This window comes from Chamaesiphon sp. VAR_48_metabat_135_sub, assembly GCF_031418915.1.
In the GTDB taxonomy this organism is placed as follows: domain Bacteria; phylum Cyanobacteriota; class Cyanobacteriia; order Cyanobacteriales; family Chamaesiphonaceae; genus Chamaesiphon.
The window spans coordinates 12032-28676 of the sequence record NZ_JANOJV010000134.1; the positions used below are offsets into that span (position 1 = coordinate 12032).

The window sequence follows — 16645 nt, forward strand, 5'->3', positions numbered from 1 at the left end:
GATGTCCACTCGTCGGGTTTACCGACGGTTTAGGACATCAAGACGGAGGCGCAGATGGCGCAGAGGAAGAGAAAGACAAGTTTCTGAAGTAATCTAATACTCACAAAGGGAGAGTTTTATATTATCGGTCCATTCACTCACTCCGCGTTAGGGTTTAAGTAAACCCGCCTCTATTTTATAAGTAGAAATTTCACTCTTAACTTTCAACCAACAGAGGAATATACATGACTAGTCAGATTACTACTACGGCATCCACTTACATGTTGCCCGATTTAGTAGAGATTCAGCGTTCTAGCTTCCGCTGGTTCTTGGAAGAAGGTTTGATTGAAGAATTAGATAGCTTTTCACCAATTACTGACTACACTGGCAAATTGGAACTGCGGTTCCTGGCGAAAAATTATAAGCTCAAACGTCCTAAGTATGACGTGGATGAGGCAAAGCGACGCGATGCTAGCTATGCGGTGCAGATGTATGTACCAACCCAATTAATCAACAAAGAAGATAAAGGCAAAATCATCGAGCAGGATGTCTTTATCGGCGATTTGCCATTGATGACCGATCGAGGTACGTTTATTATTAACGGTGCCGAGCGGGTAATTGTCAATCAGATCGTGCGATCGCCTGGAGTGTATTATAAGTCTGAGTTGGATAAGAATGGTCGTCGGACTTATAGCGCGTCTTTGATTCCTAACCGTGGGGCGTGGTTGAAGTTTGAGACTGATAAAAATGATATCGTCTGGGTACGGATCGATAAGACTCGGAAGCTGTCGGCGCAGGTATTATTGAAAGCGTTGGGTTTGACTGATAACGAGATTTTTGACTCGTTGCGTCACCCTGAGTTTTATCAGAAAACGATCGATAAAGAAGGGAACTTGACCGAAGAAGAAGCTTTGATGGAGCTATATAAAAAGCTGCGTCCAGGTGAGCCGCCTACTGTCAGTGGTGGTCAGCAACTGCTAGACTCACGCTTCTTTGATCCCAAGCGTTATGACTTGGGCAAAGTCGGTCGGTATAAATTAAACCGTAAATTGCGGTTAACTACGCCTGATTCGATTCGGGTGCTGACTCCCCAGGATATCTTGTGTGCGATCGATTATCTGATCAATCTGGAATTTGATATCGGTAGTACTGATGACATCGATCACTTAGGTAATCGCCGCGTGCGTTCTGTGGGTGAGCTACTCCAGAACCAAATTCGGGTTGGTTTAAACCGCCTGGAACGGATTATCCGCGAACGGATGACGGTTTCTGAGACTAGTAGTTTAACTCCAGCCAGTTTGGTTAATCCTAAACCATTAGTAGCCGCTGTCAAGGAATTTTTCGGTTCCTCTCAGCTCTCCCAGTTTATGGATCAAACCAATCCCCTGGCGGAATTGACCCACAAACGCCGGCTGTCAGCATTAGGCCCTGGTGGTTTGACGCGAGAACGGGCTGGTTTTGCGGTACGAGACATCCACACCTCCCACTACGGGCGGATTTGTCCGATCGAGACTCCTGAAGGCCCAAATGCTGGTTTGATCGGTTCCTTGGCTACTCACGCACGGGTGAATCAGTATGGATTCATCGAAACTCCGTTCTTACCTGTCGAAAATGGTCGGGTGAAGCGGGAGCTGGAAGCTGAATACATGACAGCGGATCAGGAAGATGACTTGCGGGTAGCACCTGGAGATATTACCACCGATGAGAATGGGTATATCTTAGGTTCAACGATTCCCGTTCGTTATCGCCATGAATTTACCACTACCACACCGGATCAGGTGGATTATGTGGCGATTTCTCCCGTGCAGATTATTTCTGTAGCGACATCATTAATTCCGTTCCTCGAACATGACGATGCTAACCGCGCCCTAATGGGTTCCAACATGCAACGTCAGGCGGTACCGTTACTGCGTCCTGAGCGTCCCCTCGTCGGTACGGGCTTAGAAGTCCAAGCGGCGCGAGATTCAGGGATGGTCGTGGTTGCCAAATTTGACGGGGTAGTCTGTTTCGTTGAAGCAGAATCGATCGATGTCAAAGGCGATAATGGTCGTACCCAGAAGTACCTACTTCAGAAATATCACCGTTCTAACCAGGATACTTGCCTAAATCAACGTCCTCTAGTCAATATCGGCGATCGAGTGGTTGCAGGTCAAGTACTAGCGGATGGTTCGGCGACTGAAGGCGGAGAACTGGCTCTGGGACAGAATATTCTCGTTGCATACATGCCGTGGGAAGGCTACAACTATGAGGATGCGATTCTGATTAGTGAGAAATTAGTTTCCCAGGATTTCTATACCAGTATCCACATCGAGAAGTTTGAAATCGAAGCCCGTCAAACTAAACTCGGTCCTGAAGAAATCACTCGCGAGATTCCCAACGTGAGTGAAGAGTCATTGCGAAATCTTGACGAAACAGGCATTATCCGTAAGGGTGCTTGGGTCGCATCTGGTGACATTCTCGTTGGTAAAGTGACTCCCAAAGGCGAATCCGATCAACCACCTGAAGAAAAATTACTCCGTGCGATTTTCGGTGAAAAAGCGCGGGATGTTCGCGATAACTCGCTCCGCGTACCCAATGGTGAAAAAGGTCGCGTCGTCGATGTGCGCGTATTTACCCGCGAACAGGGCGATGAATTACCTCCAGGCGCGAATATGGTCGTGCGGATCTACGTTGCTCAAAAACGGAAAATCCAAGTCGGCGATAAAATGGCGGGACGACATGGGAATAAAGGGATTGTGTCCCGGATTATGCCCGTGGAGGATATGCCTTATCTCCCCGATGGTACTGCTGTGGACATCGTACTCAACCCACTGGGTGTACCTTCACGGATGAATGTCGGACAGGTATTTGAATGCTTGCTCGGTTGGGCTGGTCATAATTTGGGAATGCGGTTTAAAGTCACCCCGTTCGATGAAATGTATGCACCAGAAGCCTCGCGGACGACGGTTCACGGTAAATTAAAAGCTGCGGCGAAAGCCCAGAATAAACCATGGATTTTCGATAAGGAAGAGCCAGGTAAAACAACAGTTTACGATGGACGGACAGGTGAAGCATTCGATCGACCTGTAACCGTCGGAAAGGCATATATGCTCAAACTCGTCCACTTAGTCGATGATAAAATTCACGCGCGTTCTACAGGCCCTTACTCCCTCGTTACGCAACAGCCGCTCGGTGGTAAAGCGCAGCAAGGTGGACAACGGTTTGGAGAAATGGAAGTATGGGCACTGGAAGCATTCGGTGCAGCGTACACGCTCCAAGAGTTACTTACCGTCAAGTCCGACGATATGCAAGGACGGAATGATGCCTTAAATGCGATCGTTAAAGGTAAGTCGATTCCTAGCCCTGGTACGCCTGAATCGTTCAAGGTCCTGATGCGTGAGTTGCAATCCCTCGGTTTGGATATCGCCGTGCATAAAGTCGAACAGACAGCCGACGGCGATAGTCGCGACGTGGAAGTCGATCTGATGGCAGATGTTAATACCCGCCGTGCGCCATCGCGTCCGACTTATGAGTCCTTTGCGCGTGGAGACGATAGCGAAGAAGTTTAAGAGGGGATAGGGGATAGGGGATAGGGAATAGGGGAAAGAGGATAGGGAACAGAGAGTGGGGATAGGGAATAGAAAATGTCTATTACTCGCTAAATCCTAAACTCTAAACTCTAAATCCTCAAGCCTATGTCCTGCCCTCTAAACCCTCCAATCCCTATACCCTATCCCCTATACCCTATCCCCTAGATTATGCGTCAAAAGCTAGAAACTAAGTTTGATTACGTTAAGATTGGGATTGCTTCGCCCGATCGCATCCGCGATTGGGGTTCTAGAACTCTCCCCAATGGAACGCCAGTAGGTGAAGTTACCAAGCCTGAAACCATTAACTACCGGACATTGAAGCCGGAGATGGACGGGTTATTCTGCGAGCGAATTTTTGGCCCAGCGAAGGATTGGGAATGTCATTGTGGAAAATACAAGCGGGTGCGACATCGCGGGATTGTCTGCGAACGGTGTGGGGTAGAAGTAACTGAATCCCGCGTGCGTCGTCACCGGATGGGCTTTATTAAATTAGCCGCGCCAGTGTCCCATGTTTGGTACCTGAAGGGGATTCCCAGTTATCTAAGTATTTTGCTAGATATGCCCCTGCGGGATGTCGAGCAGATTGTTTACTTCAACTCCTATGTCGTTTTAGCTGCGGGTAACGATGATACCCTCGGTTACAAACAGCTATTGACTGAAGAGCAATGGTTAGAAATCGAAGAACGGATCTATAGTGAAGATTCCGAACTCGAAGGTGTGGAAGTGGGAATTGGCGCAGAAGCCGTTCAACGGCTCCTAGAAGACCTCCAATTAGAAGAAGAAGCTGAAAAGCTCCGCGAACAAATCAGCGAGTCTAAAGGGCAAAAACGGGCGAAATTAATCAAACGCCTACGGGTCATCGACAACTTCATCGCGACTGGGAGCCGTCCAGAATGGATGATTCTGAGTTATATTCCGGTCATCCCCCCCGACTTGCGCCCGATGGTGCAATTAGATGGTGGTAGATTTGCAACATCGGATCTAAACGACCTTTATCGCCGCGTTATCAACCGGAATAATCGTCTCGCCAGATTGCAAGAAATCCTCGCTCCAGAAATCATCGTCCGTAACGAAAAACGGATGCTACAAGAAGCCGTCGATGCCCTAATCGATAACGGTAGACGTGGTAGAACCGTAGTTGGAGCCAACAACCGCGCCCTCAAATCCCTCTCCGATATTATCGAAGGTAAACAGGGCCGATTCCGTCAAAACTTACTTGGTAAACGGGTAGATTATTCTGGACGTTCCGTTATCGTCGTCGGTCCAAAACTGAAGATTCATCAGTGTGGATTACCGCGAGAAATGGCGATCGAATTATTCCAACCCTTCGTCATTCATCGTTTAATTAAAAATAACCTCGTCAATAATATTAAGGCCGCCAAGAAACTAATTCAACGGGGCGATCCAACCGTTTGGGATGTCCTCGAAGAAGTCATCGCTGGACACCCAGTCATGCTAAATCGGGCACCAACATTGCACCGCTTGGGGATTCAAGCCTTTGAACCAATTATCGTCGAAGGTCGCGCCATCCAACTCCATCCTCTGGTCTGTCCGGCATTTAACGCCGATTTCGACGGAGACCAAATGGCGGTCCACGTTCCCCTCTCCCTAGAGTCGCAAGCAGAAGCACGCCTGCTGATGTTGGCGAGTAACAACATTCTCTCACCAGCAACGGGTTCGCCGATCGTCGCGCCATCCCAGGATATGGTATTAGGCTGTTATTACCTCACCGCCCGAAATCCAGCACTGGCTGAAACAGATCGATATTTCGCGAATTTAGAAGATGCGATCCGCGCCTACGACAGAGCCGAACTCAATATCCACAGCTTTATCTGGGTACGGTACGACGGCTTAATGGAATCCGACGATCCCGAACTAGAGCCGCTAGAAACGATCGAAGGTGTCGATGGTACCATCACCAAACTCTACAAATACCGTCGCGTTCGCGAAACCAGCACAGGCGAATTTCTCTCTCAGTATATCTACACCACACCAGGACGAATTATTTACAACAAGACTATTCAGGAAGTCCTTTCTGTGTAGGCGTTAGGCGTTAGGCTTTAGGCTTTAGGCACATGCGAAACAATTAGCAAGTGACCCAAACCTAATACCCAATACCTAATCCCTAAAGCCTAATACCTAAAGCCTAGTTCCTAAAGCCTAATACCTAACACCTAAAGCCTAGATCATGAGCGAAAAAGAGAGAAAGCCAATCGTATTTAACAACCGCATGGTTGATAAAGGTCAGTTAAAAAAACTGATTACCTGGTCGTTCCGCCATTACGGTACCGCCAGAACAGCGCAGATGGCGGATAAACTCAAAGAATTAGGTTTCCGATTTGCGACCAGAGCGGGCGTGTCGATTAGTATCGATGACTTGAAAATCCCTCCCATCAAGAAGGATATGCTCGAAGCGGCGGAAAATACTATTAATGAAACTGAAGCGAAATACACCCGTGGCGAAATCACCGAAGTAGAACGGTTCCAAAAAGTAATCGATACCTGGAACATCACTTCTGAAAGCCTCAAGGATCAAGTGGTAGTTAACTTCCGCGAAAATTATCCGCTCAACTCCGTCTACATGATGGCGTTTTCTGGGGCGCGAGGAAACCTCTCCCAAGTCCGCCAACTCGTAGGGATGCGGGGATTGATGGCGAATCCTCAAGGGGAAATCATCGATTTACCAATTAAGACCAACTTTAAAGAAGGCTTAACCGTAACCGAGTACATTATCTCCTCCTACGGTGCGCGAAAAGGACTCGTAGATACTGCCCTACGTACCGCCGACTCTGGGTACCTAACTCGTCGTTTAGTAGACGTTTCCCAAGACGTGATCGTCCGCGAACATGACTGCGGTACGACTCGCGGCTTGACCGTCGAAGCAATGAAAGATGGAGACAGAATCCTGATCTCCCTCGGTAGTCGGATGCACGGACGGGTATTAGCGGCCGATGTCTTCCACCCCGAAACCAAAGAACTCATCGCCAGCCGCAACCAACAGCTCGACGAAGATACGATCTTGGCAATTACCAAGGCTGATGTTAAATCCGTCTTTGCTCGCTCGGCACTCACCTGTGAAGCAGCACGTTCTGTCTGTCAGTTGTGTTATGGTTGGAGTCTAGCCCACGGACACCTAGTAGATTTAGGTGAAGCTGTCGGAATTATCGCCGCGCAATCGATCGGTGAACCAGGTACCCAACTTACGATGCGGACATTCCACACGGGTGGAGTATTTACAGGAGAAGTCGAACAACAAATTCGCGCCCCTCATGATGGTACCGTCAAGTTCCTGAATCTCCGCGTTCGTTCCGTCCGAACCAAGCATGGTGAAGATCGCGAACAAGTGGAAGTAAACGGCGATCTAGTCCTCGATCCCAAAGGTAAAGGTAAGAAAAAAGTCTTTAATCTCACCCCTGGTTCGCTCTTGCTCGTCGCCGATGGCGCGGAAGTCAAAACTGGCGATCTGTTAGCAGAAATCGCCCTCAGTAAAGGTGGACGCTCCACCGAGAAAGCAACCAAAGACGTAGCCGCCGATCTCGCTGGTGAAGTCTTGTTCGCGGATATCGTACCGGAAGAGAAAACCGATCGTCAAGGAAACATGACGCGGATCGCTCAACGGGGTGGATTGATTTGGGTACTCTCAGGGGAAGTCTACAACTTACCACCTGGTGCCGAGCCAATGGTCAAAAACGGCGATATCATTGCCGAACATGGCGTACTAGCTGAAACGCGGTTAATCTCCGTCAGCGGTGGTGTCGTCAGACTGCGCGGCGAGCGGGAAATTGATATTATCACGGCATCAGTATCACTCGACAGGTCTAAAGTTGAAGTCGATACCGAGAGCGGACGCGAACAATACTCGATCGTCACCGACGAAAACCAACGCTTCCAACTCCTCACCACTCCAGGTACCAAAGTCCAAAGTGGTACCGCTGTTGCCGAACTAATCGACGATCGCTATCGCACCCGCACGGGTGGTATTGTCAAATTTGCGGGGTTAGATGTCCAGAAGAAAGGTAAAGCCAAACAGGGCTATGAGGTCGTTCAAGGTGGAACAATCCTCTGGATACCCGAAGAATCCCACGAAGTCAACAAAGACATCTCTCTGCTCAATGTCGAGGATGGACAATATGTCGAAGCAGGTACCGAAGTAATTCGCGATATCTTCTGCGGCATCAGTGGAATTATTGAAGTCGTCCAGAAAAATGACATTCTGCGAGAAATCACCATTAAACCAGGCGAATTACATCTCCTCGACGATCCAGAAGCAGGTCAATCTGTAACTGGTACCATCTGCTATCCTGGCAATAAACCCGTTCCCGAACTCGAACCGCTCACCGAACTGCGGTACCTCGAATACGTCGAAACCCCAGAAGGCTCTGCCTTACTCGTCCGTCCAGTTGTGGAGTATCAAGTTCCCGATGAACCCAATCTCCCCTCCCAAGTATCCGTCAATCGTGCGGGTGCTCAAGGCACGATCGAACTCCGTGCGGTGCAGCGCGTACCTTATAAAGATGGCGAACGGGTCAAATCCGTCGATGGTGTCGAACTCCTCCGCACCCAATTGGTGCTGGAAATGGAATCTACCAGCTCTCCTCAACTCGCTGCGGATATCGAACTGACAAAAGATGAAGAAACTGGCGAACTCCGGCTCCAACTAGTAATTCTCGAATCGCTGACAATTCGTCGCGATACAGCAGGCGACAACCTGGGTGGTAGCACTTATACCGAGGCTCTCGTCACGGATGGGCAAAATATTGCTCCTGGTGCTGTCGTCGCACGGACGGAGATTCGTTGTAAACATCATGGTGAAGTACGCGGAATTCGCCAGGGGGCTGAATCTGTCCGACGGGTATTAGTCGTTCGCGATACCGATCGAGTCAGCATTGACATCAAGGGTGCCGCACCAACCGTCAAAGTTGGCGCATTGGTGGTGGCAGGTAGCCAACTCGCTGAAGGCATCGCCAGCCCTGACTCTGGTCAAGTTGTCGAAGTAACTGACGATCGAGTTGTGTTGCGGATCTCTCGTCCGTATCGAGTATCGCCTGGAGCGATACTCCATATCGACACTGGCGATCTCGTCCAACGGGGCGATAACTTAGTGTTACTGGTGTACGAACGATCGAAAACTGGAGATATTATCCAAGGTTTACCACGGATTGAGGAGCTACTCGAAGCGCGGAAACCCAAGGAGCCTTGTATCCTCAATCGTCGGGATGGTACTGCTTCCGTTATTTATAACGACGATAACGAACCCACCGAAATCAAAGTGATCGACAACAGTGGTGCAGTGGAAGAATACTTCCTCGGCCCTGGTCAAAACTTGCTAGTATCGGATGGTAACGTCGTTAAAGCGGGACATTTGCTCACCGATGGACAGTTAAACCCTCACGAGATTCTAGAGGTTTACTTCAACCACTTCCGCGAGGAAAATGGTGTCTTTGAAGCAGCTCTACTCGCCCTCCAAAAAGCCCAAGCCTTCTTGGTAAATGAAGTGCAATCGGTGTATCAATCCCAAGGGGTGGAAATTTCCGATAAACACATCGAGGTAATCGTCCGTCAGATGACCTCCAAAGTCCGCATCGATGACGGTGGCGACACCACGATGCTCCCTGGCGAACTTCAAGAACTGCGCCAAGTCGAACAGGTAAATGAAGCCATGTCCATTACAGGCGCAGCTCCAGCCGAATACACCCCCATGTTGCTGGGGATCACCAAAGCATCCTTGAACACTGACAGCTTCATCTCTGCCGCAAGTTTCCAAGAAACTACACGGGTACTGACTGAAGCGGCAATCGAAGGTAAATCTGACTGGCTGCGGGGCTTGAAAGAAAACGTGATCATCGGTCGCTTAATCCCTGCTGGTACAGGCTTCAACGCCTATGAGGACTCAAACTTCTCCAGCCCGATTATGGACAATGACTACGGCTCTCCAGGCATGTATGGTGCCTATGAAGGCATGATTGGCACCGACGAGGACATGATTCTCGACGATCGTACCGCCAGAAGTTACGAGATCGATGATGTTAGTCTCAGTGGGTTATCGATCGTCAAGCCTTCGAGCAAGGAAGAAGAAGATGAATTTGCTGGACTCTACGGTGATACAGTCAAATCTGCTGCTGGCAACGATGAAGAAGAAGACGATGATTGGAAACCTGCTAACACCGATGAAGAAGAAGAGGATGATTATTCATAATCATCATGATAAGTTAAGAAGATTAACCGGATTTTCTTAACGTTCGATCGACCCGAAAATAATGGTAGGGGCAATTCATGAATTGCCTCTACCATTATTTTTGAGTATTAGAAAACTATAAATTAATAAAAAACAGCTAAGTAATGAACAAAGATGAGATCTTGTCTGAGTACCGCAAACTTGAAAGTGAATTTGCTTTGCTGATGCCTAAAGTGCATTTTAGCAAAGAGAATAATATGAAATTGGAGCGGATTGTACACCTGTTAAATTTACTGGGAAACCCGCAAGACTCCTTTGCCTCGATTCATATCACGGGAACTGCGGGAAAAGGATCGACTTCCAAAATGGTGGCGACTATTCTCACAGCAGCAGGCTATAAAACAGGCTTACATATTTCCCCATATTTGCAGGTAATAAATGAGTGTTATCAGATTGACAACCTGATGGTTGCAACCTCTAAATTATCTGAAAATTACGAATTCATGAAAGCAGCAATCCAAGAAGTTTCGCGAGAAAATATGTTTGGCTGCCCCAGCTTTTTTGAAGTAAAAGTTGCCTTGGCATTTCGTCTATTTCAACAAGAGCAAGTTGATGTAGCTGTAATTGAAGTTGGACTGGGCGGAAGACTAGATGCTACAAATGTTCTCAGATCGAATGTTTCCGTACTTACTAGTGTAGGTCTAGATCATACTGAAATTCTTGGAGATACAATTGAGTTAATCGCGCTAGAGAAAGCAGGTATTATTAAGCCCAATCAAATTGTTATTAGCGGACTAACTCAACCTTCAACTCAAAATATTGTAGCCCAAAAATGCCAAGAGCAAGGATCGACACTGTGGCAATTAGGTCAAACTTTCGACTACCAGATCGAAGAGGATGGAGAGAGTTTTAAATTAACTTTCACCGATCGTGTTTATAAAGATATCTCTCTGGGAATGCGCGGTGATTTTCAAAAAATGAATGCGGCTTGTGCTGTCGCCGCCGTTCATGCCTTCACAGGTGGCGTTTCACAATCTGCAGTATACGATGGATTAAAAGAGGCATTTCTACCTGGCAGAATGGAATGCATTCAACAACATCCACTAGTAATTCTTGATGGAGCGCATAACCCTGGCAAAATTAGAGCAGTCGAAGATGCAATTAATAAAAATTATACCGATCGACGGAGAATTGTGGTGTTATCACTCAAGTCTGATAAAGACTATCAGAATATCCTCCCAAATGCATTGAATAATGCTTCAATTCTGATTGTAACTGCTTTTAAGAAAGGTATTTGGGAGCCATTATCGCCAGAAATTATCGCCGTAGAAGCTGCTAAAATTGCTCCCAATCTAGATATTCAGATCGAATCAAATCCAATTGAAGCCATCAGTAAAGCTCTGACAGCAGCTAATCCTGAAGACTTAATCTGGGTAACAGGTTCTCTGTATCTCGTTGGTGATATTCGCGAGTATTGGTATCCTGCAGATGAGTTAATAATTCAGGCAGGTTAGAAGTTGATATATCCCCCGATACTTATCGGTTAAAAAGTGCTGACGATTGAAATCGTAGCTTATAGTGCAAAGTCCGCCTACGCGGACTAACTAGTTTTTAGATTAATTCAAAATATAATTATTATATGCAACCACCATTCGTCTCGAAATTATTACAAGAAATAGCTGCTGAACTTGGCGCAATTGTAGAACTCGATCGAGATTTTGGGGCTGTTGGAGAAATTATCTTTTCAAATGGTAAAAAACACCTGTTTAGCAATACTAGTTTCAACATCAATCCTGCTGCTGCTGTTGAAATTGCCAGAGATAAAGGTTATACAAAATACTTTCTCTCGAAATATGGACTTAGCGTACCAATAGGAAAGACATTTTTTGCCGATCGATTGTTGCCTAAGCTCCGAAAATACAGCAATTTTTGTGACATCAATCGAGCATGTATTTATGCAAACTCGCTGGGATTTCCGATATTTGTCAAGCCGAATAATCTCAGTCAAGGTATTTTAGTCCGCAAAGTTTATGACGAAGATGAATTACGGAAAGTTGCTAATAAAATTTTTCAGATTGCAGATGTCATTCTAATTGAAGCAGCTTGTATCGGTAGAGATTACCGAATTGTTGTGTTTGGAGACGAAATTATTGCAGCATATGAAAGATGTCCGCTGACTATTGTAGGGGATGGTCGATCGACAATTGAAGAATTATTAATTCAACAGCGACAAACGTCTCAAACACAAAATAGTCTGGGCAACAACATAGATTTTTACGACTTCGGTATCTGGGGGAAAATAGCGCGGGAAGGATTCGATAAAAGCACAGTCCTCTTGCCAGAATATTCGCTATCGATGCTGGATAATGCCAACTTGTCTACTGGCGGTAAGGCGATCGATATTACTGAAACACTACATGCATCTTGCCGAGATTTAGCGATATCGGCTGCACGTATTTTAGGACTGCAACTATGTGGTGTAGATATTATTTGTGCGAATGCAGCGGCAGAATTATTAGAATATTGGATTCTTGAAGTAAATGGTGCGCCTGGGTTGGATAATTATGCGTCAATCGGTAGCAAGCAAGCCCAGCGCGTTCGTTTGCTTTATAAATCTATGCTCCAACATCTAGAGAAAGTATAGATTTATATTTTAGTGCTAGATTTAAGTTTCTTTCTGATGCGGAATGCTGCACTACCACCAATGAGAGTCCCGATAATAGTCAGAGGTTCGGGAACTGCTGTAGCAGAAAAGTTTACTTGAGATGGAAGTGCAAATGTCAAATCGTCTAACCCAAATTTGTCATTAGCTTTGTTAGGATCGCTTACAGGAGACATCCCAACTCTAATACTAGTAAACGTCTCACCAGGATTTTCAGCGATTAAGCCATAATAAAGTGCCGAACCACTGGGAGGATTTGCTAAATCTGCGGGAGAAGTAATCGTTCTCTCGATCGTCAAAAGTGTATCGTTGAGATCGTTGAGTTGCAGCGTAATCCCTTCCTTGTTTTCGATATCGGTGGCATAAAATCCAAAAGCAGCAAGCGGATTGGCAAAATTAATTGTGTAAACACCTGTGCGGACTTCATAGTATTTAGTACCTGAAATTGCAAAGCGTCCATTTAATGGATTAGAGCGAACACCGTTTGTTGATAACGGTAAAATTCCATCAGGAGAACTTTCAAAAGTTTCAGTACCGAAACCATTAAGATTAAGGTGAAAACGGGCTTCTTCATCGATCGAGTTGGGAATGCCACTGACACTACCATTTGCACCGATATCTTCACTAAAGAAGATGCGAAAGGCACTAGCTGGAGTAGCCGCTCCGCTGGCAATCGCGCCACTAACAGCAAGGCTTGTTGTCAAAGCTAAAGATTTAATATTCACAATCGGGTAAAGCTATTTTCCAAATAAATGAAAAAGCATCCTTGAGACTGGACGTTCTTACAGGTAGGATACCCTAAAGTAGCTACGATACTATCTCGGTCCAATCCCCCAGTCCCCCAGTCCCCCTATTTCAGCCCTTAATTCAGCAACGCCAGACAGTTATGTATCAACAGAGACAAACTAGATTACCAAATCTACATAGCCTATAATAGACTCGGGTTTATTAGTAGCTATAGGTATCATTGGCATGGCAAAACGGTTAGTAACGATCGGCAATGGCATGGTCGGTCATCGGTTCCTAGAGCAGATGGCGGCAAAAGGTGCAGATTGGGAACTGATCTGCTTTTGTGAGGAGCCACGCGTAGCTTATGATAGGGTTAATCTCAGCGGTTATTTTGCAGGGAAGACGGCGGAGGATCTCTCGCTCGTCGCACCAGATTTTTACAAAGATAATAAGATTGAGGTACATGTTGGCGATAAAGCGATTAGGATCGATCGAGCCAACAAGACGGTAACATCTGCAAAAGGGGTAACAATTAGCTACGATAAACTGGTGCTGGCTACTGGCTCCTATCCATTCGTACCGCCGATTAAAGGGAATGATTTACCTGGTACTTTTGTCTATCGGACGATTTGCGATTTGGAAGCGACGGAAGCATACGCTAAAGACTGTAAGGTTGGGGTGGTTGTTGGTGGTGGCTTATTAGGTTTAGAATGTGCCAACGCGCTTCAAAATTTGGGACTGAAAACCCATGTAGTCGAGTTTATGCCCCGTCTGATGCCTGTTCAGGTAGATGATGCTGGTGGCGCAACATTGCGCCAGAAGATTGAAGATTTAGGGATTGGGATTCATACAGGTAAATCGACGACGGAGATTGTCGCCGATGAACATGGAAGGGTGTCTAAAATGCTGTTCGCCGATGGTACGGAATTAGCGACAGACACGATCGTTTTCTCCGCCGGAATTCGTCCACAGGATGAGTTAGCCCGTCAGTCTGGATTGAAAATAGGCGACCGAGGTGGCATCGCGATCGATGATAATTGTCAAACATCCGATCCTGATATTTATGCGATTGGGGAATGTGCTTTATACAATAACCAAATATTCGGTTTAGTCGCTCCAGGCTATCGGATGGCAGAAGTCGCCGCAGATCGTCTGTGTGGTAGCGAAGATAATAATTTCACGGGCGCAGACATGTCCACCAAATTGAAGCTATTGGGCATCGATGTAGCCAGCTTTGGGGACGCATTTGGCAAGACTTCCGGCTCGAAAGTCATCGCGATCGATGATGCTGTCGCGGGAACTTACAAAAAGCTGGTAGTTAATGAAGACGGTACCCGTCTATTAGGTGGTATTTTAGTCGGCGATGCGACTGTTTACGGTACATTATTGCAACTGATGCAAAATCAGATGGCATTACCACCCCATCCAGAGGATCTGATTTTACCGCCCCGCAGTGGTGCATCGATGGCGATGGGCGTAGAACAACTTCCCGACACCGCTCAAATTTGCTCCTGTAATAACGTCACCAAAGGACAAATTTGCACCGCAATTCAAGAACAAGAATTGCGTGATATCGGTAGCGTCAAATCCTGCACAAATGCTGGTATGGGTTGCGGTGGTTGCGTTCCCCTAGTCACCGACTTACTCAAAGCCGAACTCAAAAAAGCCGGAATTGCAGTTAACAATAACCTGTGTGAACACTTCGCCTTCTCCCGTCAAGAATTATATAGCTTAGTTCGATCGCAAGATATCCACAGTTTCCAACAACTACTCGATCGACATGGTACAGGACGCGGCTGCGAAATCTGCAAACCCGCCGTCGGCTCGATCCTTGCCTCCGCTTGGAATGACCAAATTCTCGACGCACCCCACGTCGGTTTACAAGATACTAACGACTCATTCCTCGCCAATATTCAGCGCGATGGTACCTATTCAGTTATCCCTCGCATCCCTGGTGGTGAAATCACTCCCGACAAACTCATCGTACTCGGACAAGTCGCCAAAGATTTTGGTCTGTACACCAAGATAACAGGCGCACAACGCATCGATTTACTCGGCGCAAGGGTAGACCAATTACCGCTAATTTGGCAGCGTCTCGTCGCTGCTGGCTTTGAATCTGGGCACGCTTACGGTAAAGCTCTCCGTACTGTTAAATCTTGCGTCGGTAGCACCTGGTGTCGATTTGGCGTACAGGATTCGGTTAGTCTCGCGATCGAGGTAGAATTACGCTATCGTGGACTCCGCGCCCCTCACAAGTTCAAATCTGCCGTCTCTGGCTGTACCCGCGAATGTGCGGAAGCTCAAAGCAAGGATTTTGGCATTATCGCTACCGAAAAAGGTTGGAATCTATATGTGTGCGGAAATGGTGGAATGAAACCCCAACACGCGCAATTACTCGCCGCCGATTTGGATAAAGAAACCTTAATCCGGTATGTAGACAGATTCCTGATGTTCTACATCCGCACTGCCAATCGTCTAGAGCGAACCGCCACCTGGTTTAATAAACTCGAAGGTGGGATGGAATATCTCCAAGATGTGATTATCAACGATTCTCTCGGTATTGCTGAGGAATTAGAAGCAGAAATGGCGCATCAAGTAGCTACCTACGCCTGCGAGTGGGATGTCACCCTCAAAGATCCAGTTAAGCTGCAACGGTTCCAACACTTTGTTAATACTGATGTACCCGATCCGAATATCGTGGTAATCGAAGAGCGCGGACAAAAACGTCCTGTATTCGAGCATGAAAGACAATTGTTGTCGATCGATCGTTAAAATTAAGTTATCAGGAGATTGAGGTAGGGGTAATTCATGAAGCGGCGGTTTTATTCTGGGGTTCCCCCATAATAAAAAACCGACAAGACATTACCCCTACCTCAATCAACGCCGATCTAAAATCTGATTTAATGTTCGTTGGCATAGCCTACGATCGATAATCGCCGTAATTCACCAGAGGTTTTATGATGATAGCTACTGCGCCCACTCTTGCATAAACATTGCTGCTGAATGTTGCCAATACAACCCTCACCGTCACCCCAGAACAATTCGATCTTCTCTGTATCGACAACCCCGATCTCAGACTAGAATTAACCCGAAATCACGAATTGATCGTTATGGCTCCAACAGGTGGCGAAACTGGTGAAAAGAATGTTACATTATTGGCTAGAGTTTGGAATTGGAATGACAGAACTAAACTAGGGAGAGTATTTGACTTCTCAACTGGTTATGATTTTATCTCGATCGGTGGTGGTAAGATTTCACCTGATGTTTCTTGGATCGAAAGATCGCGGTTAGAAGGCGTAGATATTAAAGGATTTATTAAAGTAGTTCCTGATTTGGGCAAAATTAACAAGTGCATCAGTTATGCTGGCATGGGCAGCAAGTATGACCTGAAAAGGATTACATCCTATTATTAAATTAAATAGTACGATTTATCAAAAAGGTATTTCACTCAATAAGTCAGCAATGAAAGAGGTGGAAAAAAGATTAGAACGAAACCCACTACTCCCTAAATGGGATGTTCTGATTCGTCCG

Annotated in this window: 8 protein-coding genes; 7 read left to right on the top strand and 1 reads right to left on the bottom strand. The window is 46.6% G+C overall.

Translation table 11 applies throughout. The annotated features are described in order from the left end of the window. The first annotated feature begins 224 nt into the window (after window positions 1-224). The 5 genes from rpoB to RMO55_RS09450 all read left to right on the top strand — a co-directional run bounded on the left by rpoB (window position 225) and on the right by RMO55_RS09450 (window position 12367). Window positions 225-3527, top strand: a complete 3303-nt coding sequence (gene rpoB / locus RMO55_RS09430) for a DNA-directed RNA polymerase subunit beta (RefSeq protein WP_310426040.1) — start codon at window positions 225-227, stop codon at window positions 3525-3527. Between the two features lie 189 nt (window positions 3528-3716). Then, window positions 3717-5591: a DNA-directed RNA polymerase subunit gamma gene (locus RMO55_RS09435; protein WP_310426042.1), complete on the top strand. Its 1875-nt coding sequence runs from the start codon at window positions 3717-3719 to the stop codon at window positions 5589-5591. A 145-nt stretch (window positions 5592-5736) separates the two neighbouring features. Beyond that, on the top strand, window positions 5737-9744 hold the full coding sequence (locus tag RMO55_RS09440) for a DNA-directed RNA polymerase subunit beta' (RefSeq protein WP_310426044.1): 4008 nt from the start codon (window positions 5737-5739) through the stop codon (window positions 9742-9744). A 143-nt stretch (window positions 9745-9887) separates the two neighbouring features. Next, window positions 9888-11237, top strand: coding sequence for a folylpolyglutamate synthase/dihydrofolate synthase family protein (locus RMO55_RS09445; protein WP_310426045.1), 1350 nt, complete (start codon window positions 9888-9890; stop codon window positions 11235-11237). 125 nt (window positions 11238-11362) lie between these two features. Further along, entirely contained in the window at window positions 11363-12367 is a 1005-nt protein-coding gene (locus RMO55_RS09450; RefSeq protein ID WP_310426046.1) for a hypothetical protein, read from the top strand. Window positions 12368-12369: 2 nt separating this feature from the next. On the opposite strand, the gene RMO55_RS09455 is transcribed toward RMO55_RS09450, so the two are convergent. After that, window positions 12370-13110: a PEP-CTERM sorting domain-containing protein gene (locus tag RMO55_RS09455; RefSeq protein ID WP_310426047.1), complete on the bottom strand. Its 741-nt coding sequence runs from the start codon at window positions 13108-13110 to the stop codon at window positions 12370-12372. A 247-nt stretch (window positions 13111-13357) separates the two neighbouring features. Between RMO55_RS09455 and nirB the strand changes: the two genes are divergently transcribed. Both nirB and RMO55_RS09465 read left to right on the top strand, forming a co-directional pair. Further along, window positions 13358-15886 carry a nitrite reductase large subunit NirB gene (gene nirB / locus RMO55_RS09460; protein ID WP_310426049.1) on the top strand — a complete coding sequence of 843 codons (2529 nt, stop codon included), beginning with the start codon at window positions 13358-13360 and terminating at the stop codon, window positions 15884-15886. A 221-nt stretch (window positions 15887-16107) separates the two neighbouring features. Further along, window positions 16108-16527 (top strand): Uma2 family endonuclease, encoded by a 420-nt coding sequence (locus tag RMO55_RS09465; protein WP_310426051.1) that lies wholly within the window; start codon window positions 16108-16110, stop codon window positions 16525-16527. Window positions 16528-16645 lie beyond the last annotated feature (118 nt).